Origin of the sequence: Clostridium sp. (assembly GCF_036569345.1) — a bacterium.
In the GTDB taxonomy this organism is placed as follows: domain Bacteria; phylum Bacillota; class Clostridia; order Clostridiales; family Clostridiaceae; genus Clostridium_AD.
In genome coordinates, this window is sequence record NZ_DATCQT010000120.1 from 1 (window position 1) to 24856 (window position 24856).

The 24856-nt window shown below is 31.0% G+C and carries 29 protein-coding genes and 1 tRNA gene; 3 read left to right on the forward strand and 27 right to left on the reverse strand.

Translation table 11 applies throughout. From position 1 onward, the window contains the following. Positions 1-59 precede the first annotated feature (59 nt). Together VIM70_RS11665 and VIM70_RS11670 are read right to left on the reverse strand one after the other, a co-directional pair. Positions 60-134: transfer RNA gene (locus VIM70_RS11665), tRNA-Thr, on the reverse strand. Positions 135-324: 190 nt separating this feature from the next. Next, positions 325-951 carry a hypothetical protein gene (locus VIM70_RS11670; protein WP_331945936.1) on the reverse strand — a complete coding sequence of 209 codons (627 nt, stop codon included), beginning with the start codon at positions 949-951 and terminating at the stop codon, positions 325-327. 159 nt (positions 952-1110) lie between these two features. On the opposite strand from VIM70_RS11670, the gene yyaC reads away from it, so the two are divergent. Continuing rightward, entirely contained in the window at positions 1111-1665 is a 555-nt protein-coding gene (gene yyaC / locus VIM70_RS11675; protein ID WP_331945937.1) for a spore protease YyaC, read from the forward strand. A 118-nt stretch (positions 1666-1783) separates the two neighbouring features. On the opposite strand, the gene VIM70_RS11680 is transcribed toward yyaC, so the two are convergent. The 19 genes from VIM70_RS11680 to VIM70_RS11770 form a co-directional block, all read right to left on the reverse strand. Continuing rightward, on the reverse strand, positions 1784-2818 hold the full coding sequence (locus VIM70_RS11680; protein ID WP_331945938.1) for a rod shape-determining protein: 1035 nt from the start codon (positions 2816-2818) through the stop codon (positions 1784-1786). A gap of 124 nt (positions 2819-2942) precedes the next feature. Further along, positions 2943-3197: a sporulation transcriptional regulator SpoIIID gene (gene spoIIID, locus VIM70_RS11685; protein WP_331945939.1), complete on the reverse strand. Its 255-nt coding sequence runs from the start codon at positions 3195-3197 to the stop codon at positions 2943-2945. Positions 3198-3320: 123 nt separating this feature from the next. Continuing rightward, entirely contained in the window at positions 3321-4094 is a 774-nt protein-coding gene (locus VIM70_RS11690; protein ID WP_331945940.1) for a M23 family metallopeptidase, read from the reverse strand. A gap of 127 nt (positions 4095-4221) precedes the next feature. Further along, positions 4222-5268 (reverse strand): stage II sporulation protein D, encoded by a 1047-nt coding sequence (gene spoIID / locus VIM70_RS11695; protein WP_331945941.1) that lies wholly within the window; start codon positions 5266-5268, stop codon positions 4222-4224. Between the two features lie 203 nt (positions 5269-5471). Further along, complete coding sequence (gene murA / locus VIM70_RS11700; protein ID WP_331945942.1) at positions 5472-6737, reverse strand: UDP-N-acetylglucosamine 1-carboxyvinyltransferase; 1266 nt, start codon at positions 6735-6737, stop codon at positions 5472-5474. Between the two features lie 27 nt (positions 6738-6764). Beyond that, positions 6765-7484: a YwmB family TATA-box binding protein gene (locus VIM70_RS11705; RefSeq protein ID WP_331945943.1), complete on the reverse strand. Its 720-nt coding sequence runs from the start codon at positions 7482-7484 to the stop codon at positions 6765-6767. Between the two features lie 310 nt (positions 7485-7794). Further along, positions 7795-8196 (reverse strand): F0F1 ATP synthase subunit epsilon, encoded by a 402-nt coding sequence (locus VIM70_RS11710; RefSeq protein ID WP_331945944.1) that lies wholly within the window; start codon positions 8194-8196, stop codon positions 7795-7797. A 98-nt stretch (positions 8197-8294) separates the two neighbouring features. Next, positions 8295-9692 (reverse strand): F0F1 ATP synthase subunit beta, encoded by a 1398-nt coding sequence (atpD, locus tag VIM70_RS11715; protein WP_331945945.1) that lies wholly within the window; start codon positions 9690-9692, stop codon positions 8295-8297. 15 nt (positions 9693-9707) lie between these two features. Next, complete coding sequence (atpG, locus tag VIM70_RS11720) at positions 9708-10562, reverse strand: ATP synthase F1 subunit gamma (protein WP_331945946.1); 855 nt, start codon at positions 10560-10562, stop codon at positions 9708-9710. Positions 10563-10711: 149 nt separating this feature from the next. Next, a complete protein-coding gene (atpA, locus tag VIM70_RS11725; protein WP_331945947.1) occupies positions 10712-12229 on the reverse strand; it encodes a F0F1 ATP synthase subunit alpha in 1518 nt (505 codons plus the stop codon). A gap of 15 nt (positions 12230-12244) precedes the next feature. Continuing rightward, positions 12245-12778 (reverse strand): F0F1 ATP synthase subunit delta, encoded by a 534-nt coding sequence (locus VIM70_RS11730; RefSeq protein WP_331945948.1) that lies wholly within the window; start codon positions 12776-12778, stop codon positions 12245-12247. 1 nt (position 12779) lies between these two features. Then, positions 12780-13265, reverse strand: coding sequence for a F0F1 ATP synthase subunit B (locus VIM70_RS11735; RefSeq protein ID WP_331945949.1), 486 nt, complete (start codon positions 13263-13265; stop codon positions 12780-12782). 59 nt (positions 13266-13324) lie between these two features. Then, positions 13325-13567 carry an ATP synthase F0 subunit C gene (gene atpE, locus VIM70_RS11740; RefSeq protein ID WP_331945950.1) on the reverse strand — a complete coding sequence of 81 codons (243 nt, stop codon included), beginning with the start codon at positions 13565-13567 and terminating at the stop codon, positions 13325-13327. A 32-nt stretch (positions 13568-13599) separates the two neighbouring features. After that, positions 13600-14280: a F0F1 ATP synthase subunit A gene (locus VIM70_RS11745; protein ID WP_331945951.1), complete on the reverse strand. Its 681-nt coding sequence runs from the start codon at positions 14278-14280 to the stop codon at positions 13600-13602. Positions 14281-14284: 4 nt separating this feature from the next. Further along, complete coding sequence (locus tag VIM70_RS11750; protein WP_331945952.1) at positions 14285-14659, reverse strand: ATP synthase subunit I; 375 nt, start codon at positions 14657-14659, stop codon at positions 14285-14287. Between the two features lie 567 nt (positions 14660-15226). Continuing rightward, complete coding sequence (gene wecB / locus VIM70_RS11755) at positions 15227-16360, reverse strand: non-hydrolyzing UDP-N-acetylglucosamine 2-epimerase (RefSeq protein WP_331945953.1); 1134 nt, start codon at positions 16358-16360, stop codon at positions 15227-15229. Between the two features lie 52 nt (positions 16361-16412). After that, entirely contained in the window at positions 16413-17441 is a 1029-nt protein-coding gene (locus VIM70_RS11760; protein ID WP_331945954.1) for an MraY family glycosyltransferase, read from the reverse strand. 100 nt (positions 17442-17541) lie between these two features. Continuing rightward, positions 17542-18030, reverse strand: coding sequence for a deoxycytidylate deaminase (locus VIM70_RS11765; protein ID WP_331945955.1), 489 nt, complete (start codon positions 18028-18030; stop codon positions 17542-17544). Positions 18031-18226: 196 nt separating this feature from the next. Then, entirely contained in the window at positions 18227-18967 is a 741-nt protein-coding gene (locus tag VIM70_RS11770) for an ATP-binding protein (RefSeq protein ID WP_331945956.1), read from the reverse strand. Between the two features lie 141 nt (positions 18968-19108). Between VIM70_RS11770 and VIM70_RS11775 the strand changes: the two genes are divergently transcribed. Both VIM70_RS11775 and VIM70_RS11780 read left to right on the forward strand, forming a co-directional pair. Then, positions 19109-19804 carry a Crp/Fnr family transcriptional regulator gene (locus VIM70_RS11775; RefSeq protein WP_331945957.1) on the forward strand — a complete coding sequence of 232 codons (696 nt, stop codon included), beginning with the start codon at positions 19109-19111 and terminating at the stop codon, positions 19802-19804. Positions 19805-20000: 196 nt separating this feature from the next. After that, on the forward strand, positions 20001-20546 hold the full coding sequence (locus tag VIM70_RS11780; protein ID WP_331945958.1) for an NADH peroxidase: 546 nt from the start codon (positions 20001-20003) through the stop codon (positions 20544-20546). 344 nt (positions 20547-20890) lie between these two features. On the opposite strand, the gene upp is transcribed toward VIM70_RS11780, so the two are convergent. The 6 genes from upp to VIM70_RS11810 form a co-directional block, all read right to left on the reverse strand. Continuing rightward, positions 20891-21520, reverse strand: a complete 630-nt coding sequence (gene upp / locus VIM70_RS11785) for a uracil phosphoribosyltransferase (RefSeq protein ID WP_331945959.1) — start codon at positions 21518-21520, stop codon at positions 20891-20893. A 25-nt stretch (positions 21521-21545) separates the two neighbouring features. After that, complete coding sequence (gene rpiB, locus VIM70_RS11790; RefSeq protein ID WP_331945960.1) at positions 21546-21995, reverse strand: ribose 5-phosphate isomerase B; 450 nt, start codon at positions 21993-21995, stop codon at positions 21546-21548. Positions 21996-22065: 70 nt separating this feature from the next. Further along, positions 22066-22272 carry a hypothetical protein gene (locus VIM70_RS11795; RefSeq protein ID WP_331945961.1) on the reverse strand — a complete coding sequence of 69 codons (207 nt, stop codon included), beginning with the start codon at positions 22270-22272 and terminating at the stop codon, positions 22066-22068. 55 nt (positions 22273-22327) lie between these two features. Then, positions 22328-23374, reverse strand: a complete 1047-nt coding sequence (locus VIM70_RS11800; RefSeq protein ID WP_331945962.1) for an L-threonylcarbamoyladenylate synthase — start codon at positions 23372-23374, stop codon at positions 22328-22330. 34 nt (positions 23375-23408) lie between these two features. Then, positions 23409-24137 carry a ZIP family metal transporter gene (locus VIM70_RS11805; RefSeq protein ID WP_331945963.1) on the reverse strand — a complete coding sequence of 243 codons (729 nt, stop codon included), beginning with the start codon at positions 24135-24137 and terminating at the stop codon, positions 23409-23411. 108 nt (positions 24138-24245) lie between these two features. Then, a complete protein-coding gene (locus tag VIM70_RS11810; protein ID WP_331945964.1) occupies positions 24246-24848 on the reverse strand; it encodes a hypothetical protein in 603 nt (200 codons plus the stop codon). Positions 24849-24856: the final 8 nt, after the last annotated feature.

Genomic DNA, 24856 nt, shown 5'->3' on the forward strand with positions numbered 1-24856 from the left:
ACATTACGTAACAGATTTACAGTCTGCCCCCTTTGGCCACTCGGGAACTCCTCCACTTTTGGAGCTGGCAATAGGAATTGAACCTACAACCTGCTGATTACAAGTCAGCTGCTCTACCGTTGAGCCATGCCAGCATATTATGTTTTCTATCGCTTTATCGTGTCGACAAGAATTATTATACAACTTTTATTTATTAATTTCAAGTCCAATTTTAATCATTAAACAAGTTCTTCTCTGCATTACTATATTATTCTCATATTTGCTCAATATTAAACATAAATATAACTTATTATTCTTCTAACATTTAGTTCTTATTAATATAAATTAATTCAGTTTTTCTGCAGCATCCATATCTATAAATTTTCCAGCTATAACACGTATTTTTTCATATTCTTTATCGGTTAAATCCTCTTTTAATAAATTCAGTGCTTTAAGTACTCCATCCTCAGCATCTACATCATATAAATAATCCTTCACTTTTTTATAATCCTCTTTGCCTAACTGTATACTAACAAATAGTAACTTTATTTTATCTGAAGTAGTTAGACTTTCTTCTATTTTTCCTGTCGATACTTTAAATACTGATTTCTCCTTTCCTATATAATCATAATAATTTTCTAGGCTATCTGTACTTTTATTATCAATTTTCACATCTTCCTTAGCTGAAATTACCTTTGAATTAGCATTTTCTTCATTTTTGTAATCATTTTTTGTTTTTTCTTGTGACAAACCATCAGTTTCTAAACTTTCTTTTTTCACTACTTCAGCTTTATTACTATTATCCAGTTTTTTTTGAATGTAAGCTTTATTATTAGAAGTTGCTTCAATTTGAAGTAAAATGGTTTGTTCATAATGATTTGAATCTATTTTATAGTAATACCAGGACACCATATTAATTAGACTTACAAAAGTAAAAAATATAATAATAAATATTGAATTGTTTTTTTTCATATGGATATCACCTCAAAAAAATAACTTTTATATATTATTTTCCAATTAATCATATTTTTATTCTTTTATCATAATATTATACAGAATTTATTCATATAAATTATTCATAGGAAAATAATTAGTAATTTTCCTTCAGCGCGATACAAGGAGGTATATTTCTTGAGTAAAGCTAAAACCCATTATAAAGATCCTTTAGCCTACTACACAATTTCCAATTTTTTAAAAGACTATATTGACAAAAATACTTTAGTTGTTTGCATTGGTACGGATAGATGTATAGGTGATTGTCTAGGCCCTTTAGTTGGTACATTTTTAAAAAATAGCTCCTTCCCACTACCTGTATATGGCACTATAGATAATCCAATTCATGCTCTGAACATAGATATTAAATTATCAGAAATAAATGCTTTGCATCCAAATTGTACTATAATTGGTGTGGATGCATGTTTAGGCGACATTGCAAATATTGGTGAACTCCAAGCTAGAAATTATCCAATTCATCCTGGTAAAGGCGTAGGAAAAACACTTCCTAAGGTAGGTAATGTTTCATTAATAGGTATAGTAGATTCAAGCGATGATAGTGAATTGTTTACTAATAGAAACATAAGGCTTAGCTTAGTAATGGAAATTGCTAATGTTTTAAGTAGGTCCATTTTGCACTCATATTATTTGTATTCACTTACAAGCGACGAGGATAATCCAGATCCTATTTGAAACTGTTTTTTAATATAAAATTTATTGAAACTTTTAAATTTATTTTTTCAATTAAAAAATAAGCAATACAATTATATTAATAATTGCATTGCTTATTTTTATAGCTTGTTTACACTTTTTAATCTATTAAGTAATTGTTTTCTCCATTAAATGAATCATCTAATTTATCCACATAATCCAGCATTTTTCCTGTTCCTAGTACTACACATGAAATTGGGTCCTCAGCTAAATATACCGGAACCTTAGTAATCTCTTGTATAAGTTTATCTAATCCTTTTAACAATGAACCGCCACCAGTCATAACTATACCTTTATCTGATATATCTGCTGAAAGCTCAGGTGGTGTTTTTTCTAATACAGAATGTGCACACCCTGCTATTAAAGATACCGCATCTTTTAAAGCTTCTCTCATTTCTTCCGACGATACTAATAAATTTTTAGGAAGACCAGTAACTAAATCTCTTCCCCTAATCTCCATACCTGCGTCCTCTTCTTGTTTATAGGCGCAACCTATGTTAATTTTTAAATCCTCTGCTGTCCTCTCACCAATCATTAACTTATGTTTTTTCCTAATGTATTTTATAATATCTTCATCAAACCTATCTCCAGCTACTTTAATTGACTCACGTACAACCATTCCTCCTAGAGAAATGACTGCAATATCAGTAGTTCCTCCACCAATATCAATTACCATATTACCACTTGCTTTAGTAATATCGAGTCCTGCTCCAATTGCTGCTGCTAGTGGTTCTTCAATAAGGTGAGCTTTTTTAGCTCCTGCATTTTTAGCTGCATCTTTTACTGCTCTTCTTTCTACTTCAGTTGCTTCGCAAGGGACACATATCACAACATTCGGAGCAGATAACCTTCTTTTCCCACAAGCCTTCGTTATAAAATGCTTTAACATTTTCTCAGTTATATCATAATCTGAAATAACACCGTCTCTCATAGGACGTATTGCCACAATATTACCTGGCGTTCTCCCTATCATTTGCCTAGCTTCTTCTCCAACTGCAAGTACCCTATTATTGTTTCTATCTATGGCAACAACAGATGGTTCTTTTAAGATAACACCTTTACCCTTAATATATACAAGCACTGTGGCCGTACCTAAATCAATTCCCATATCCGTACCCATTCTAAAAAAAAACATCTTAAAACTCACTCCTGCTCTTTAGTATATTGACTATTTAAATCATACTAAACTCTATTCTACAAAGATATAAAAAAATCCTCTTTTTAATTTAATATTTTTATAGTTTTTAGCTTGAAGTGTTTTATCCTTCTACTGCCTTGTATTTAAGTCTTGTTGCTCTTCCACCTCTTATATGTCTCTCAGCTTTATTTAAATCCAAAATTGTTTTTGCTTGGTTAGCAATCTGAGGATTTATAGTAGGCAATCTTTCCGTCATATCCTTGTGTATAGTACTCTTGCTAACTCCAAACACTTTGGCTGTTCTTCTTATTGTGGATTTCGATTCTATAATATACTTTGCAACTTCTAAAACCCGGTCTTCAATATAGTCTTTCAAAGTGTTACCTCCTAAACCCTTCTATATTTATAAATATGCAATACCTTGCTTTTAAATTCCATTCCAATTAGTCATCTGACCATATATTTTGGAAAAATGGCTAATTGAAATGGTTATTGGTTATTATTTAGTTACTGTAGATTGGTATTTTCCATATGTTACATATTTAGCAGGATCAATATTCTTATTACTTTGTAAAATCTCAAAATGTAAATGAGATCCGTAGTCTTCTTTATATGCATTTAAACTAGTGTTTCCAACTGAAGCAATTTGTTGTTTTTGCGTTACTTTATCACCAGTTTTTACCAATATTTTATCATCTAAATTGGAATAAACAGTAACAAAACCATTTTGATGATCTATCTGAACCATCTTACCCTTTTGACCATTAACATCAGTACCAACAAATTTAACTATTCCATCCATGGTTGCTACAACTGGCTCACCTAATTTTGCTTGAATATCGATACCTAAGTTTGTTCTATAACTCCCATCAGTTTTCCACACAACTGAATCAATCTCTTTCGAATATGCCCTTGCAAGCAGTCCATTGACCACTGGTTTTACAAATTGAGCATTAACTGTTTTAGAAACTGATGTTGTTGCTACAGTTTCAGTTGTAACCTTTTTGATATCGGGTACTGCTTTAAGAGCATTAGCCTTAGCCAAATCTTCTTTTACTTGAAGAGCACCTTCATATGCCTTTTGTTGCTCATTTAAAACATTGCTTGCATTTGCTTGTTCCTTTTGTAGAGCTTGCTGATTACTTGTAATTTTATTATTATTCGCTGTTATAGATGCCACTGTAGCTACTATACATAAACATACAAATAAAATTACATAGAAGCCCTCCTTCTTTAAAAAGTTTAATGCTTTGTTGTTTGCGTTCTTATCCATACAAACACCTCCACTTCTATTTTTGTCCATAATGTATAAAAACATACATATTATATAAAATTTATTTATACTTTTTTAAAAAAATAAAGCTAGTTATCCTTTTTTATAGGTTAACCAGCTTTATTTTTTATTTTGATATATCAGTACCTTGATAATAATGAGTTAATATTTGAATATAATTTTTCCCATCCTTCGCCATTGCATCTGCACCCCATTGGCTCATTCCTACACCATGGCCATAACCACTACAATCAATTTCTATATCATTTGAATTGAACTTTATTTCAAAATTTGACGATTTTAAACCGAGCATTGTTCTAAATTTACTACCTGTCATGGTTATGCTACCTACCTTAATATTTTTAACACTTCCTGCCTCAGTCCTATCAATTACTGTAATCTGTTTTTTGACATTAGCAGAGGTTACATTAGCATTATTATAGTTATTATTTATAATTTGACTTAGCTCGGTATACTTAAAAGTTTTACTACTCTTGAAATATTTTGCTCTCTCTTCGCCTGGGCTTTCTACGCTCTTTAAATAAGGTATACTACTACTAAATACCTCCTCAGAATTTTCCGTTTTCCCACTGCTAGTTGCAAAATAATATGGTTCCATTACTAATGTATTGTTATATGTTAATACTTGCCCTGCTGTCGCCTTCACTGCCGTTTCAATCTTATTCCAATTTTCCTGTGCCGAACTTTTAGCCCATAGTTTTATACGCTCTTCTTTAGTCATATAAACTTGGCAATGGACTGTATCGCATAAATCCGCTCCCTTCCCATTTTTACAGGCCGCTCCACCGAGCTTCGTAACATGAGCTAAAGCGTAAGTCCTAGATGCAACAGCTTGAGCTTTTAGGGCTTCCATCTCAAACCCAGCCGGCATTTCAGCTGCAACAACTCCAGCAACATATACTTCTAAATCAAGTTCTTTTATTGTATTTTCTTTTGAAATGAACACTTTAACTTTAGATACTTTGGGTAGTTCATCATATTTAATGATATTTTTATTTTCTTCTGACTTAACTACAGGGTTTTTACTTTTATTTAAACTATTATTATGTCCTATGCCAACTATTAAAACAGAAGTAATAACTATAAAAGTTATAAATGCAATGATTAATAATAGGATGTTTTTTAAATGAAGTGTAATAAAAACTCTTCGCATTCTTTTCTCCCCTCGTTATAAAACAGATTTTACTTTATACATATTAAAGAACTACAAAAAATATTACTTATTAATAAAGCAAATATAAAAGAGTCAAAATATATTAATAGCTTAATATATTCCAACTCCTAACGTTTAAACCAAAAATAATTTACTATATATTTCTATATTTATTATAAATTTAATTATAACTAATTCTCATATTACTTATCATAATGTACTCTTTCTATACTTGCGCCTAACCCCTTTAATTTCTCTTCAATAGAAACATACCCTCTATCAATATGGTAGGTATCCTTTATTGTAGTTGTCCCGTCAGCTGCAAGCCCTGCAAGTATTAGTGCAGCACCCGCTCTTAAATCTGTAGCTGTAACTTCTGAACCCGTAAACCTATTTATGCCCTCTATTACAGCGCTCCTACCGTCTATTTTTATATTTGCTCCCATTCTCTTAAGTTCGACTGCATGCATAAATCTATTTTCAAAAACAGTTTCTGTAATTATACTAGTACCTTTTACTGTACATAATAAACTCATCATCTGAGCCTGCATGTCTGTCGGAAATCCTGGGAATGGCATAGTTTTTATGTCTATTGGATTCAACTTTTTGCGACCATCAACTATTATGCTATTTTTATTGATTTCTATTGCTACTCCCATTTCTGTAAGCTTTGCGATTATTGGTTTTGAATGAATTTCATCGATTCCATTAATTTTAATCAAACTTTTAGTTATTGCAGCGGTTATCATAAAAGTACCCGCCTCTATCCTATCAAATATCGGTTTATAAATAACTTCTTTAAAATCTTTAACTCCTATTATTCTTATAGTATCTGTTCCTTCTCCGTCAATTTGTGCTCCCATAGACTTTAGAAATCTTGCCAAATCAACAATTTCTGGTTCTTCTGCTGCATTACCAATTATTGTTTCTCCCTCTGCAAGAGTAGCCGCCATCATTATATTCTCTGTAGCACCAACTGACGGATAATCTAAATATATATTGCAACCTATTAATTTTTTTGCTTTTGCTTCCACATATCCGTGTCCTACTGAAACTTCTGCGCCTAAGGCCGCTAATCCTTTTAAATGAAGGTCAATTGGCCTAGTTCCAATATTGCATCCCCCTGGAAGTGAAATTTTAAAACTTCCAAACCTTCCAAGCATAGGACCCATTATTAAAAAAGATGCCCTCATTTTTCTAACCAATTCATCGTTGGCTCCATTGTCAAATAGATTAGCAGTATTTATTTTCACCCTATTATTAACTTTATCTATATTGATATCTGCTTTAAGAGATTTTAATACATCACAAATTACAAATACATCTTCAAGCATTGGTGCATTTTCAATAGTACAACTATTTCCATTTAATATTGTTGCCGCAATTATAGGAAGCACTGCATTTTTAGCTGCACTAATATTAACTTCCCCTTCTAATTTTTTTCCACCTTTTACGACTAATTTATCCATTTAATTCCTCCATTTTATTGTTAATTTTTAATAAGCTACAATTATTTGAGGTGTACCTATGATAATGTACCTTCCAGATGAGTAATTACATACAGCATAATTAAAATCAATCAACTTGTTATTAATTACAGTCTCATCATATTTTTTAGTATATGCTATAGTACTTAGTCCATTATTTAAACTCACTGTCTCTATATTTTTAGATCCATGAGATTTTAAAATTTTTGCTATCTCGTAATTAACACTATAAATGTTCTGAATTTTAAGTTTTGTATTATCATTTTCAATTTTAGCTTTTAGATATTGAAAATATTTAACATTTTCACCTCTATTACCTATACTGACTCCAACTTTATTTTTAAGGGGTACTAGTCCATTTTCATTACTTATTTTACTTATGTTAATCGTTATATCATTCTCATTTTTGTATTTTAAGGCTTCTATATATCCTTCAACACTTTTGCCTAAAAATTCTATACAATATGAATTTTCATTTTCAGAACTGGTTAATTTTATTTCTTTGCTATTAAGTCCTAAATCTCGAATTAAATAATTACAAATTTCTTTTGAATCTTCCTTAGTTTTAAAACTTGTCTTCAATCCATATTCTACAGTCTTGCTTTTAGTTTGTAGTAATATTTCGTCAAATAAATTAACTTGCCCCTGTGCATTTGATAACCCTACATTTACTTGTAAAATAATTAGGCTTAATACTATACACAAAAGTGTTATACTTTTTCTTTTCATTTTAATCCCCCTACCATTTAATTAAATTCTTAAACATAATTAAATTGTTGACATTAATTTACTTTTTTATTCTATAAATAATGATTTTATTAATATTACTTTCATTAAAAAAATCATCCCCCAGCACAAGTGTGAAGAGGGCTATTTGGTTCATCATATTGGTAGGGATATTGATAGGTATATTGTAGAAACTGATTTTTAATTTATCTAACCTTTATATTATTAATATATATAATTTTAATGAAAACGTGCCTAAAAGAATTTTAAGCATAAAAAAATGGAGATAAATTAATATCTCCATTTTTTATATCTACCCTTTTGTCTTAATTCGCATAAGTGATCTTAAAACAGCATTCTCGGCTCTTTTCATGTTAATTTCATCATCATCATTACTTAATCTTTTTTCTGCTCTTTCTTTAGCCTCATTTGCTCTTTTAACGTCTATATCTTCTGGCCATTCACAGGCACTGCATAACATTTCTACTTCGCCTTTAAGCACTCTTAAAACACCCGTTGATGTAAAAGCTTTTAGCTCTTTACCATCAACCTGCGTAAATGTTGTCACCGTTGGTTTTAATTGAGATATCATAGGAACATGGTTCGCAAGAACGCCAAATACACCTTCATCACTCTCCGTATTCAAGTTCAAGATATCACCACTATAGAATTCCTTTTCAGGAGTAATCATAGTAAGTTTTATATGATTTTTCATATAAAAACACCGACCTTTCTATGTACGTATTTTTAAAGATTAATTAATAGTTTCTATAAAATAAGTAACATAATGGCTAGTTACCTTTGTAAAAAGTGTTATACACTAGCCAAAGTCTTTGCTTTCTCTACTGCTTCTTCTATAGTACCAACAAACATAAATGCTGCTTCAGGTAAATTGTCATGTTTTCCTTCAATAATTTCTTTAAAACCTCGGACCGTTTCTTTTACTGGTACAAATTTACCTTTCATTCCCGTAAACTGCTCAGCTACTGTAAATGGTTGAGATAAAAATCTTTGTATCTTTCGCGCTCTTGTTACTACTAATTTATCTTCTTCAGATAATTCATCCATACCAAGTATTGCAATAATATCTTGAAGTTCTTTATATCTTTCAAGTATATGTTTAACCATTATAGTAACATCATAGTGTTCCTTGCCAATTATTCTAGGGTCAAGCATTGTTGAAGTAGATTCTAGTGGATCTACAGCTGGATAAATTCCAAGTTCAGTTATTCCTCTTGATAGTACTGTAGTAGCATCAAGATGAGTGAAAGTGGTCGCAGGAGCTGGATCTGTAAAATCATCTGCTGGTACATATATAGCCTGAACAGATGTAATTGCGCCTTGTTTTGTAGATGTAATTCTCTCTTGTAATTGTCCCATTTCTGTTGCAAGTGTTGGTTGATATCCAACAGCACTTGGTATTCTTCCAAGTAATGCGGACACCTCAGAGCCTGCTTGTGTAAATCTAAATATATTGTCTATAAATAATAATACATCTTTCCCTTGGTCTCTAAAATTCTCGCACATAGTAAGACCTGTTAACGCAACTCTCATCCTAGCACCAGGCGGTTCATTCATTTGACCAAAAACCAAAGCAGTTTTTGATATAACTCCTGACTCCTTCATTTCATTATAAAGATCATTACCTTCCCTTGTTCTCTCTCCAACTCCAGTAAATACTGAAAGTCCATTATGTTCTTTTGCAATATTATTCATAAGTTCTTGTATTAGAACAGTTTTACCAACTCCTGCTCCACCCAAAAGACCGATTTTCCCACCCTTTTGATATGGTGCTATAAGATCTATTACCTTAATACCAGTTTCAAATACTTCTGGTTCAACAGATTGTTCTGCAAAAGTTGGAGCTGCCCTATGAATAGGCATAAATTTTTCTACCACAACTTCACCCAGTTCATCCATAGGCTTTCCAAGAACATTAAATAACCTTCCAAGGACTACGTCTCCAACTGGCACCATTATTGGACTTCCTGTGTCAGTAGCATCGAGTCCTCGTCTTAAACCTTCTGTACCTTCCATAGCTATGGCTCTTATTACATCATCACCAATATGCTGTTCAACCTCAGCTACAATTATTCTATCTTCCATCTGGATTTCGATACTATTATAAATATTAGGAAGACTGTCTGAGTCAAATTTTATGTCTATAACAGGTCCTATTATTTGAACGACTTTCCCTATATGTCCTGCCATTATCTTCTCTCCTTTCTACTTTTGAGCCTCCGCTCCTCCGACTATTTCTGAAATTTCTTGTGTAATTGAATATTGTCTACTTCTATTATATTTCAAATTTAGTTTTTCTAGTATATCATTAGCATTGTCGGTAGCTGAACCCATAGACTCCATTCTAGATTTATGCTCACTTGCTTTTGAATGTAGCATTGAATTTAGCATTTTTCCACCTAAAAACAATGAAGTTATTTCATAAAGTGCTTTATCATCTATTGACTCAATATTCACATACTCTTTATTACTATTCTCATCGTTATTGAAATCTAGCGGAAGTAACTTTTCAATTTTGATTTCATTTTTCATTGCTGAAATAAGTTTTTTATAAACAATATGCACCTCACCTATTTCTTCGTTACTATACATATTAAGTGCATGGTTAATAATAGTAGTAGCTTCCTTTTGAGTTGGCACATCTGAAATATCAACATATTCAGCCACAGTTTCCATATTGAGTTTTTTAAATATAACCCGTCCTTTATGGCCTATTACAATTATGTTGTGTTCTTCATTATTGCTTTTAAGTTTGCTTATCAGTTCATTTACTATTGACCAATTAAAGCCGCCACAAAGGCCTGTATCCGAAGTCAAAACAACATACAGTTTTTTACTACTTTTATTTCCTTTTATATAGATACTATCTTCTTCATAATTTTCTTTAACTTGCTTTATAATTCCCTCAAGCTTATTTAAATAATTATTATTAGCATCTACTTTCTTTCTTATCTTTTGATATTTAGATGTGGAAACTAGTCCCATTGCTTTTGTAATCTTTGTAGTATTTGTTATGGATCTTATCCTTCGCTTAATTGCAACAAGCCCTGCACCTGCCATGTTTCACCTCTCTTTAGCCTTAATGAAATGTTTTAAGGCAATTTAGCCTTAATGAAATGTTGTAAAGGCAATTTAGCCCTGATAACATATTATCAAGGCAAATTAATTATAGCGTGAAAGTGCTATATTAATAACTTCCTTGTATACCGTTAGCTTTCTTCAATAGAAAATATTTTTTTAAACTCTTCTATAGCTTCAGTAAGCTGTTGCTTTAATTTATCATCTAAAACCTTATTGGTAAGTATTGTCTTACCTATATCTCTATGATGCGTATCCATGAATTTGAAGAATTCGCTTTCAAATCTTGTTATTTGGTTTACTGGAATATCCATAACATGATTATTAGTTCCAGCAAAGAAAATCATAACTTGTTTTTCTACTGGTACTGGGGTATATTGATCTTGCTTTAATATCTCAATTAATCTTTTTCCTTTTTCTAGTCTCATTTTAGCATCTTTATCAAGATCTGTTCCAAATTGAGCAAAAGCCGCTAGTTCCCTATATTGAGCAAGTTCTAACCTTAAGGTTCCTGTAACTTGTTTCATAGCTTTTATTTGGGCATTTCCACCAACTCTTGATACAGATATTCCAGCATTAACTGCTGGTCTTTGCCCTGAATGGAACAATTCAGCTTCAAGAAATATTTGACCATCTGTTATAGAAATAACATTAGTTGGTATATATGATGTAACATCACCTGCAAGAGTTTCTATTATAGGAAGGGCCGTTAATGATCCTCCTCCTAATTTATCAGAAAGTTTTGCAGCCCGCTCAAGCAATCTTGAATGAATGTAGAATATATCTCCGGGATATGCCTCTCTACCTGGTGGTCTACGAAGTAATAATGACATAGCTCTATAAGCTACCGCATGTTTAGATAAATCATCATATACTATCAGTACATTCTTACCGTTATGCATAAAGAATTCGCCCATTGTACATCCAGCATAAGGTGCTAAATATTGAAGTGGCGCTGAATGTGAAGCTGTAGCAGCTACAACTATAGTATAATCCATTGCTCCCATTTCAGTTAATGTGTTTACAATATGTGCAACAGTTGATTGTTTCTGACCAATAGCTACATATATACATATAACGTCTTTGCCCTTTTGGTTTATAATAGTATCAGTAGTTAAAGCAGTTTTACCAGTTTGCCTATCGCCAATTATAAGTTCTCTTTGTCCTCTACCAATTGGTACCATAGAGTCTATTGCTTTTATTCCAGTTTGAAGTGGTTCCTTAACAGATTGTCTTGAAATAACTCCAGGTGCTATTACCTCAACAGGCCTTGTTTCTGTAGTGTTAATTGGGCCTTTACCGTCTATTGGTACACCTAGGGAATCTACAACTCTTCCTATTAAAGCATCTCCTACAGGAACCTCTACTACTCTACCAGTTCTTTTTACTATGTCCCCTTCTTTGATTCCCTCTTCTGACCCTAAAAGTACACATCCTACATTGTCTTGTTCTAAATTTAATGCCATACCAAATATTCCATTAGGCAACTCTAAAAGTTCATTTTCCATACATTTATCTAACCCATACACCCTAGCGATTCCATCGCCTATTTGGATTATTGTTCCAGAGTCAACAGTTTCAATTGTCTTTTCATATCCTTCAATTTCTTTCTTTATTATGGATGTTATTTCTTCTGGTTTAATATTCATAAACTCACCTCATCCCTATTTAAACATTATTTTTTTCATTTCCTCTAATTTGCTTTTTACCGTACCATCAATAACGTCATCACCAATTCTTATATATACTCCGCCTATAACTTTTTTATCTAATTTTTCATCGAAAAGAATTTTTTTATCATATATTTTAGATAGTTTAAGCCTCAAGTTTTCTCTCTCAGTTTCCATCAGAGGTATTACCGTTTTAACTTCAGCTAATAACGTATTGGTACGTTTTAAATGGATTTTCTCCATTTCTTTAAGGTTTTCTTCCACAAACAATATTCTACCTTTTTCTATGAGAATAAGTAGAAAAGATAAAAGTCCGTCATCAATTTTATCCTTAAAAATTCTAGTAAACATTTCTTTTTTTGTAGATGTACCTATTTTAGGATGTTTAATAACTCTTAGAAACTCAACATCATTTTTCATAAGTAAAACAATTTCTTGCAAGTCTTTTAAATATTCCTCTACTTTCCCTTTTTCCTCAGCAACTTCATATAGAGCTAATGCATATCTTTTATATAAGTATTCATACATTTTAGCTACCTACCTTAACAATAAAATCTTCAATTAATCTTCTATGTTCTTTTTCATCTATATGCTGCTCTAGGGCTTTTTCAGACAATATTAAAGATAAATCTATAACCTGTTTTTTAATTTCACTTGCTGCTTTTTCTTTTTCTCTTTCAATTTCAACCCTTGATCTCTCCATAATTATAATTGACTCTTTTTTTGCTTCATCAATAATTTCTTGAGAAATGTTTTGGGCATTCAATTTATATTCTTCTACTATTTCTCTACCTTTTGTCTTTGAATCATGTAATAATTGGTCTTTTTCTTTTCTAGAAATTTCCGCTTTTTCTTCATTATCTTTAGCATTTTTAATAGATGTATTTATTCCATTTTTTCTATCATCCATTATCTTATTTACTGGCTTAATAAAAAAGTGCTTTAAGATAAGTAATAATAAAATAAAGTTTATTATAGTCGCTATAATTTTAATTAAATCTACGCTTAAATTCATGATCTATTAAAGCCCCCTTTAGGACTAATTTCAAAATTTTCATTCTGATTTATACTATATTACTTAAATGCTAATATTAATGCTATTAAGAATGCATAAATAGCTGTAGCTTCTGAGAAAGCAGCACCTATAACTAATGTACTGATTATTGATCCTCTAGCTTCTGGTTGTCTTGCAACTCCCTCTACTGCCTTAGATGCTGCATTACCTGTTCCTATTCCTCCGCCTATACATCCTATTGCTGCAAGACCTGCACCTATTGCAGATGCTCCTGTAATTATTGTTGCTGAATCTATAGCCATAATATATTCCTCCTTAATTTTAAAAACTTAATTTAATGTTCTGCGATAACTTTTATATTAACCATTGTCAACATAACAAAAATTACCATTTGAATAACTCCATCAAACAAATCAAAATAAAAATGCAATGGTATTGGGACTAATAATTGAGCGAAACCATTCAAACTACCTAAACTTTTATATGCCAAATCTAATATTACAATACCTGCAGTCATATTTCCAAATAATCGAAAACTTAATGATACTGGCAACATAATTCTCTCTATTAAATTGATAGGTAATATAAATGCATATGGTTCAACATATCCTTTAAAATAGTGACCTAGGCCTACTTTTTTAATTGCAAACCATTGAACAACAACAAATGTTATTAATGCTAATGCTAATGCTACACTATAATCTACTGTTGCTGGTGCAACACCTATCAGTCCCGTTAGATTTACAAAACTTAAGAAAATTACTATTGTTCCTATATAAGGTACAAACCCCATATATTCTTCTCCCATATTATCTCTAACGAGATTGTTTATAAAATCCATAATTATTTCTATTACATTCTGCTTCTTATTTGGAATTATTTTTAAGTTTCTTGTAAAGCATATACATAATATAGCTATTATAGCTATTACGCACCACTGAACAAATATACTTTCTACAATTCCAATATTGTAACCAAAGAATTTAATATAAAATAACGGCACTATCTTATCCATTAAATCACTTCCCTCCATTATTTCTTTTATTTATACCGTAATACACTAAAGATATGAATTGTGAACTATATCCTATAATATAAGCAATTATAATGAATATATCATGTCTACCGATGATAAACCCAATTACACTTACTAGGAATACCCTTATAAAAGATCCAAATACCATTATCCCTGTACTTTTCTTGTTATTATTAGCAAGAGAATACTCAACTGTAATACCATTAACATAAAAATTCACTAATGCTATTATTAACCCTAATAAAAAAAATAATGCATATTCTTTGGCTATAAAATAAATTGCTACAGTAAAAATTAATGAAATAAAAAAATCATATACAGCAATTTTTCTAAACATTTTCCTAAAATCACTTTTCACTTTTTCTTCTCCTTACTTTTTAACAGTATTTTAATTATAGTCTACTAGTTTTCATAAATAAAATACCAAATTATTCATTGTATGGTGTTTTAAGGCGATATTCGCTCATTTTAACCATATTAAGCCTAAATTCCTATGTATGTCTCGATTTTAAGATTCAATACTACTATGCAATTCATTTATACTAATCTTATTCAATTGATTAGTTTCTAATATTATTATGAATATTCTAAAAATTCATAATATTACAATGCATATTTCAATATCTCCTATTTTTACTAATTATCTTGAATTTTATGTCATGTTTTATATATATTTAAACTTTTATGAAAATTTTGTAAATGAAACTGTTTACACATGTTTTTTAATTTTCAGACAATTGCATGATATTGTTTCTAAAGTTTCATTATTTTTTTCTTATTAATATTCTTTTTTCCATTGTTATTACCATATCAGATTTATAATATACATTAAATTTAAATCATATAGGTTCTTAAATACTATATGCATATTGTATATTACAATGAACAATACTTTTAAATCTAAAATTCTATTACTACATGCATATTATTTATCAGTTTTTTTGCTAAAATAATTTAATAGTGCATCAACTATTTTAACAGAAGCAAACCCATCTCCATAGGGATTAATTGATTTACTCATATTATCATACTCATCTGGGCATCTAAGAAGCTTATTAGCACTTGATATAATTTTTTCTGTATTTGTTCCAACTAATTTCACTGTGCCAGCACTCTCTGCCTCGACTCTCTCAGTAACTTGCCTAAGGACTAAAACTGGTTTACCTAAATGAGGAGCTTCTTCTTGAATTCCTCCTGAATCTGTCATTACCATGTAACATTTTTTCATTAAATTATGAATTTCTTTGGTGTCTATAGGCTCTATTAGATGTATTCTATTTTGTCCTTTTAAAATACTATTCGCCATATCTTTAACTACTGGATTTGGATGAACTATATACAATACTTCCACATCTTCATTTTCTTTTACAATAATTTTAAGAGCATTACATATATTTTCGATTCCACTTCCCCAGTTTTCTCTTCTATGAGCCGTAACAATTATAACTTTTTTATTTTTATAATCTATTGCATTTAAATTAGGGTTTTCAAAAATATAATTCTCCTTAATTGTAAATTTCATAGCATCTATAACTGTGTTTCCAGTAACAAAAATATTGCCCTCTTCTATTCCCTCTCTTAATAGGTTTCCCTTAGAGATTTCAGTAGGCGCAAAATGTAAATCTGATAAGGCCGCAGTTAACTTTCTATTAATTTCTTCAGGATAAGGTGAAAATTTATTAAAACTTCTAAGTCCCGCTTCTACATGACCAACAGGTATTTTTCTATAAAAAGCAGCAAGGGATGCAGCAAATGTTGTGGTAGTATCACCATGTACAAGTACTATGTTCGGTTGTTCTTTATCAAATATAGCCTCAAGTCCTTGAAGTACAGAGCATGTTATCCCTGTTAAACTTTGTTTTTCTTTCATAATATTTAAGTCATACTGAGGCACAATGTTAAAAATATCCATAACTTGATCTAATATTTCTCTATGTTGTGCTGTGACACATACCATGCATTGTATTTGATGATTTTTTTCTAATTCCTTAATTAGCGGTGCCATTTTTATAGCTTCAGGTCTTGTACCAAATATTACAATAACTTTAATATTCTTCACTAACTACCTCCTATTCTAATTTTAAAAATTTTTTTTATTTAAAGATGTATAATCACTCTTTTTGACGAAATATTCCATATTTCCAAGCAATAGAAACTGTTATAACTACTACTAGCGCTAATAAAAAATACGCCCTTTGATTATTCATTTGCATAGCTATAATGGCAATTCCACCTAGAACAGCACTTATAAAGTACATAATAACAACTGCCTGTTTTTGACTGAGTCCCATATCCAAAAGTCGATGGTGCAAGTGACCTTTGTCTGCTTGCATTATAGATTTTCCATTCACTTTCCGTCTTATCATAGCGAAAAGGGTATCATAAATTGGCAATCCAAAAGCTAAAATCGGCACTGCAATTATAAACACTGTCGCAGATTTAATAGCCCCCTCAATTGAAATGGCTGCTAAAAGAAATCCCAGTAATTGAGATCCCGTATCCCCCATAAAAATAGAAGCTGGGTTAAAATTGTATGGTAAAAACCCTAAAATTGCACCACTTAAAACAGCAGTTAAAAATGCTGCTTCGAGTCTTCCATTAAGCATAGACACTATCATTAAAGTAACACAAGATATAAATGCTATTCCTGCTGCTAATCCGTCTAACCCGTCTATCAAATTAAAAGCATTAGTCACACCTACAATCCATATTATTGTTACCGGAATATTAATCCACCCTATACTTAAATAAGGATAAAATTCTTTAAAAGGGTTAGTTACAATTGATATACTTATACCTGATACTAGAAGGCATATAGCTGCTATAACTTGTATTAAAATTTTGTATTTAGGCCTTAAGTCTTTAAGATCATCTATAATTCCCCCAGTTACAATAACAGTTGCTCCAATAATTATACCCGTTTGAGAAGGTGTTAAAATCCCGTTATATAAAATTGTTCCTAAAACAAACGATATGTATATAGCGAGCCCTCCCATAACTGGAATAGGTTTATTATGAACCCGTCTTTCATCTTTAGGAATATCAATTGCATTAACTTTTATCGCTAATTTTCTCACTAAAGGAGTAATTATGATAGAAATTAAAGCTGTAATTATTGCTAAAATATATATATTACTCATAAAAAAAACCTTTCTTTCACAAACACAGGGTTTTTATTTGATAAATGTAGTTCAAAATTTGTGGAATTAATAAATAAAATTAATTTACAAAATTTCATAATTAATATCCACCATCACCTTGAAGTGAGTCATCATTTTCTATCCATTGCTCTACATTTACTACTTTATACTGTGTTTTAGTTTCTCTAATTATTACTTTCTCTATACCTGAATTAATTATAAACCTCTTGCATAATGAGCATGGTGACGCATTCACAACTAATTCGCCACTGCTAACTTCACTCCCTACTAAATACAAGATCGCCCCTAACATATCACTTCTTCGAGCTGATATAATTGCATTTTGCTCAGCATGAACTGATCTGCAAAGCTCATATCTAGTTCCTCTTGGAACTTTTAATTCTTCTCTTCTACATACGCCTAAATCACAACAATTTTTTCTCCCTCTAGGCGCTCCAGAATATCCAGTAGACATAATTTCATCATTTTTCACTATTAAAGCAGCAAAATTTCTACGTAAACAAGTTCCTCTCTCTGATATTGTTTCGCATATATCCAAATAATAATTATGTTTGTCAATCCTTCCCATAACTATACCCCATATAAATATATTTTAATTACGTAGACTAAAAACCAACAAACTATATTTATAATCTAATAATCAATTACTGTTATTTTACACTAAAACATTGAATATTTAAAGTGTTTAAAATGTTAATTTATTATAAAGTAAAAAAAGAAAAGCATTTATTATTACAAATGCCTTTCTTTTGCTGATAATCATGTTAAATTATTACTCCATTTATACCAATAATCACTTCTTTATATGGAACTATTATTTTAGCGTTTAGCATAGCTTCCTTTACACAGCTAACAATTCCTGAGCAACAAGGTACCTCCATTCTAACTACCGTAATGCTCTTAATATCATTATTTTCTAATATTTCAGCAATTTTCTGTTTGTAATACTCATTATCATCCAGCTTTGGGCAACCTATTAATGTTATTCTACCTTTGATAAATTCATTGTGAAAATTTCCATAAGCATAAGCAGTGCAATCTGCAGCAATCAATATATCTGCACCCTTTAGAAATCCAGCCTTTGAGTTAACTAACTTTAGCTGCACCGGCCATTGATTTAATTGAGATGTTGCTGATGCCTCTACCCCTCCACTTTTTTTAGTTGACTCTTGTAATGCATTCGAATTCACATTTCTTTTTATAGACTTTTCCATAGTACCAGGACATCCACATGGTAAATCTTTTTTCTTATCCTCTTTTTTATCATTTTGATTTTTCTTCATCTCCACAGCTTCTAAGTCGTAACTCGTAGCCTCTCTTTCAACTATTCTAATGGCATCAGTAGGACACTGAGGCAAACAGTCTCCCAGTCCATCACAATACTCGTCGCTTATTAATTTAGCCTTACCATTAACAAGTTCTATGGCCTCTTCATGACAAGCGTTTATGCACAATCCACAACCATTACATTTCTTTTCATCTATACTAATAATATTTCTTTTCATTTTAACTCCTCCTAAAATTTTGTATATAAATATTTACGTATCTAATTAATTTTTCAATTGACTGTATAAGCTAATTATATTAAAATTACTTATGATGGTATGTAACTTACGTTACCAAATTGAAAAATTGAAGGTGATTTCATGGATAAGCTAGTAGATTGTTTGAAAGATTGTATTTTATTTAAAGGTTTAACTTTTCAGGAATTACAAAATTTAATTAAGAGTATAAACTATACAATTTACGACAACTGTAAAAACTGTGTTGAGTGCAGCACCTGCATAGTTGCTCTTGAGGGTGATCTTTGTGACTCCTTAGGAATTGTAATAAAGGGAGAACTTGAGGTGCAAAAACATTATGCTAGTGGGAAAATTGTGACGCTGGCAAAATTAGATAGTGGAAAAATTTTTGGAGAGGCAATAGCTTTTTCAGAAACGAATATTTACCCTGCCACTATCATATCTTATAAAGGTTCAATTATATTATATATTTCCAAAAAAGATGTTATATCTATGTGTAGCTCCTATCCAATAGTATTAAATAATTTCATGCAATTGTTATCAAGTAAAATACTTTTATTAAATAATAAGATTAAAGAGCTCTCTTTCGAAACCCTAAGACAGAAAATATCTAATTACTTGCTATCTCAATATAAAACTCAAAAAACCTTAACACTTGTACTTCCGATGTCTAGGAAAAATCTCGCCGAACATCTAGGTGTTCAAAGACCATCTCTCTCCAGAGAATTTGTTAATATGAAAGCTGATGGTTTAATATCTTTTAATAAAAACTTAGTTCAAATAAACAATTTAGAGGGTATTGAAAATCTATTAATCTAATTGTCGAATAAAATCGAACTATTTTTTTAAAAGATATTTAATTTTACTTGATAATTATTATCCGTTGTTGTATAGTTGTAATTGTAGCAAAGTTAAATGCAAATTTTCCATTCATTTGGTAAATTATATAACTAATATACGAGGGATACAATTTATAATTGCATCTAACTCAAAAGAATACAAGGGGGAAATTAATATGAAGAAATTTGTTTGTACAGTATGTGGATATATCCACGAGGGAGATTCTGCACCTGACGTGTGTCCAGTTTGCGGAGCAAAAAGTGATAAGTTTATAGAAAAAAATGAAAATGATATGTCATGGGCAGATGAACATAAAATCGGAGTTGCTAAAGGTGTAGACGCAGAAGTTATAGAAGGATTAAGAGCTAATTTTGTTGGAGAATGTACTGAAGTTGGTATGTACCTAGCAATGAGCCGTCAAGCTGATAGAGAAGGCTTCCCAGAAGTTGCAGAAGCTTATAAAAGAATAGCATTTGAGGAAGCTGAGCATGCTTCAAAATTTGCTGAGATGCTTGGAGAAGTAGTAACTGCCGATACTAAGAAAAATCTTGAAATGAGAGTTGACGCAGAACACGGAGCTTGCCAAGGTAAAAAAGATTTGGCTACTTTAGCTAAAAAACTTAACTATGATGCAATCCATGATACAGTACATGAAATGTGTAAAGATGAAGCTCGTCATGGTTCAGCATTTAAGGGATTACTTAATAGATATTTCAAATAAGGGTGTATCCTATGAAGTTTCTCCTTCGCGACTTGAAATAAGAGTTTGAAACGTGAAATTCCATTAAGTAATTCTAGTGTTTTGTGAATATAAAATCCTCTATCACTCACATTCGGCTTACAGCCGGTTCGCTAGACTTCCTTTCAGGAAGCCTCACGGGAATTTTATATTCCCAAAACAAGAATTTCTAAATGAAATTTCAATGTTTCTGCTCTTCTTATTTTAAGCCTCTTTCGGAGAAATTCATATATAATAGTGGTTGTAGTGAACAAAGATAAAAAGCAACTTACAGATAATTTTCTGTAAGTTGCTTTTTTTTTACTTTCTTATTTATTTAAAATTAACTATTTCGTTCCGAATAATCTGTCTCCCGCATCTCCAAGACCAGGTACAATATATCCTTTTTCATTTAATTTTTCATCAATTGAAGCTACATATATATCAACATCTGGGTGCGCCTGAGTAACTGCCTTAATACCCTCTGGTGCAGCTATAAGACACATTATTTTTATGTTTTTTGCTCCTCTTTTCTTAAGAGCTGTAATTGCATCAATTGCTGATCCTCCTGTAGCAAGCATAGGATCTGTAATGATTACATCTCTTTCACTGATGTCTGGAGGTAACTTACAGAAATACTCAATTGGTTGCAATGTTTCCTCATCTCTATACATTCCTATATGTCCAACCTTAGCTGCTGGTATAAGCTTTAGCATACCATCAACCATTCCAAGACCTGCTCTGAGTATTGGCACTATAGCCATCTTCTTTCCAGCTAAAACCTTACATTTAGTAGTACAAATAGGAGTTTCAATTTCTACTACTTCTAATTGTACATCACGAGTAACTTCATAAGCCATAAGCATTGCAACCTCTTCAACTAACTCCCTAAAATATTTTGAACCCGTGTTTTTATCTCGTATGTATGCCAATTTGTGTAGTATAAGTGGATGTGATATTTGTGTTACTTTGCTCATATATATTTCCTCCTAATTTTAATGTTTATTTAGAATATTTTTTCTCTATTTCAGTAATTTTATCAATTCTTTTTTGATGTCTATCTCCTTGGAACTTAGCACTTATAAAAGTATCCACAATATCTAGCGCCAAACCTATTCCAATAACTCTTTGACCAAGAGTAAGTATATTAGCATCATTATGTTCTCTACATGCGTGAGCGCTAAAAGTATCACTACATAGAGCGGCCCTTATCCCATTAACTTTATTAGCAGCAATACCTATTCCTATTCCTGTACCACATACTAATATGCCTAGTTCAGATTTTTTTGCTACTACTTCATCTGCAACTTTTAGAGCATAATCAGGATAATCACAAGAATCCTCCGTATAAGTTCCAAAGTCTGTTACCTGGATGTTTTTACTTTCTAAATGCTTAATTATCTCATTTTTCAAACTTAAACCACCATGGTCACTACCTAATGCTATTTTCATTATAAAACACCTCCAAGATATACTTTCTTATGAAAAGATACTATATTACAAAAGAAGAAGACATTGCCATCTAAATAAATAATTTAAATGACATCATCTTCCTTATCTTATCCAATAATAAGAATACACTATTTTTAAATTCGTTAATTTTTTTTAAATAAACTAAAATATTTTCAACATGGGTGGATTTATTGTTTATAGTACATATTTTATTAGAAATAGCTTCTAGCATATAGCTTCTTCGCATTTTCTCATCGCAAATATATAATATATCCATAGTAATCCTCCTTGTATTCCTCTAAAATAGATATAGAATGTTAACTATTATCCACCTATAAGTAAATTATATCAAAACCTGCTGATTTTTTAAGCCTATTCATTATGGCTAACCCTATTCCTTTTTCCTCAAAGGCTTCTGATAGTATTAAATCCACATCCATACCATCGAAACTTCTTAAAACCTCGAAAAGATTTCTGCCAACACTATCTATTTGTTTTCTGCTACCTAAAGAAATAACTGTGCCGTAAGGATATTTATCCTTAGTTTCATCAGTTGCTATAATGCCTATTTTTTTGTTGCCTATACTAGTTTGCACTATTTCATTGATTTTTGCAATAGTTTTATCTAAATCTCCACATATAATTTTTACTGGGGCTTTTGGTGCATAATGCCTATACTTCATTCCAGGTGCTTTAGGTCTAAAATCATCTTTTGGCTTAGACATAATGTTTTTATCAATATATATTTGCTCATCTATTTCTCTTAGCATTTCAATAGTTATCGCTCCTGGCCTTAGTATGCACAAAGGAGTACAAGTACAATCAACTATTGTTGACTCAAGGCCTACCTTACTTTTATCTCCACCTAAGATATACTCAATTTTTCCACTTAAATCCTCAATACAACTTTCTACATCAGTCGGACTAGGTCTGCCAGATATATTTGCTGACGGAGCCGCAATAGGAGTTCCAGCTGCCTCAATAAGCTTTCTCGCAACAATGTCCGAAGGCATCCGTATACCCACAGTATCTAGTCCTGCACTTGTAGTACTAGGTATCAAATCAGACTTATTAAAAATAAGAGTTATTGGCCCAGGCCAATATTTATCCATAATTTTCTTAGCTATATATGGTATCTCTTTAACAAAAGGCTTTATATTAAAATTAGCTACATGAACAATAAGAGGATTATCCTGTGGTCTCCCCTTAGCCTTAAAAATCTTTTCTACAGCAAACTTATTTAAGGCATTCGCACCGAGTCCATAAACTGTTTCGGTAGGGAACACAACTAAACCACCCTCTTTTATGACAAGCCCTGCTTCATTAATTATATTTTGATCTATATTATTTTCATCTAGAATTACTATCTTTGTATTCATCCTTACACCTCTTAATTTGTCATATTCTGTGATATTAAATCACATTTGTCATAATTAAACCCACTATTATTCCAAAAAGTATCCCCAATGTACTAGTAATGCCCGTCCAGAGTTTTCTAGACTCTGGAATCATCTCTCCATAAATAACATATAACATAACTCCAGAGGCAAAAGCTAAAGAATTACCCAATACATTTATAGATATGCTCCCAATATAGATTCCTATCCAAGCACCAATTGCAGTAGGTAGCGCTGTTAAAAACGCATAAAGCAGTATTTTTCTACCCCTTATTCCTGAAATCATGAGTGGAGCTGCCACAGCTAAACCTTCTGGCACATCATGCATTGCAATTATCAAACTCATTTTAAGCCCTAGGCTATCTCCATTAACAAACCCAAACCCCATTACAAGACCTTCAGGGAAATTATGAATCATTAAACCTATAGCAACCATAAATGCAACTTTTGTATATTGAGAATTTACACTGCTACTTAAATTACTCATTTTATCTATTATTACAACAATAATAATTCCTAGTATTAAAAATAATAAAGTTCCAAAAATGCCTGTTTTTTCTGTAGCTTCTGGAATAAGTTCAAAAACTACTATAGAAAGCATAAGTCCTGATGCAAATCCTAAAATACTTCCTAAAAATCTTTTAGACGGTTTGTTCATAATAACACCTAAAAATGCCCCCGTCATAGTACCTATTAAAGCCATTATTCCAGAAAATATTATTATTATAAAAATGCTATTATTCAAATCTATACCCCCCACTTATATAGAATTATAATTATAAAATCTATAATTCTATACGAGAAGAAATCATAAAAATGTATATTTTTATGATTTTATCTCTATATACTAATTTTATTTGTATACGTGAGGGTTTATGCAGCAATCTCTATATTCTTTAATTTTCTCTATAGCATCATCAGAAAATACTGCTTTCTCGCAGCCCTTATATAATTCATTAAGTAAAATATATTTTCTGAATCCACCATAATTTATTATAAAATAGAAATAAGCTTGTTCAGGATCTCTAATTTTAATTTTAGTATACATTTGAGCTACGTAAGGGTATTTTGTAAAAAAGTTTATATCAACTGGGTAGATTTTTTTATTTCTAAACCTAGATTTTGTTACTATGATAATTTTAAGATCCCTACCATTTCCATTAGTATAAACTAAATCTACTTTTTTACATGTAATTATAAATTTAACCTTTGTTATTCCACACCATATACTTATATGGTACCCATCCCATTTAAAATCAATATATTCTTCATTAAATCTAAGAAGTACGACAGCTGTAATCATAAACTCTATGCAAACAAGATATACTATAAAAAACATATTTATAGTTTTTGATGCCATTAGGATAATTGGTAATAAAACAAAAATAAAGCACATTGATAGCATAAACCGTTTATAAGTTCTTTTTTGCTTTCTAATGGCCTTATTTATATTCATAATTTCAC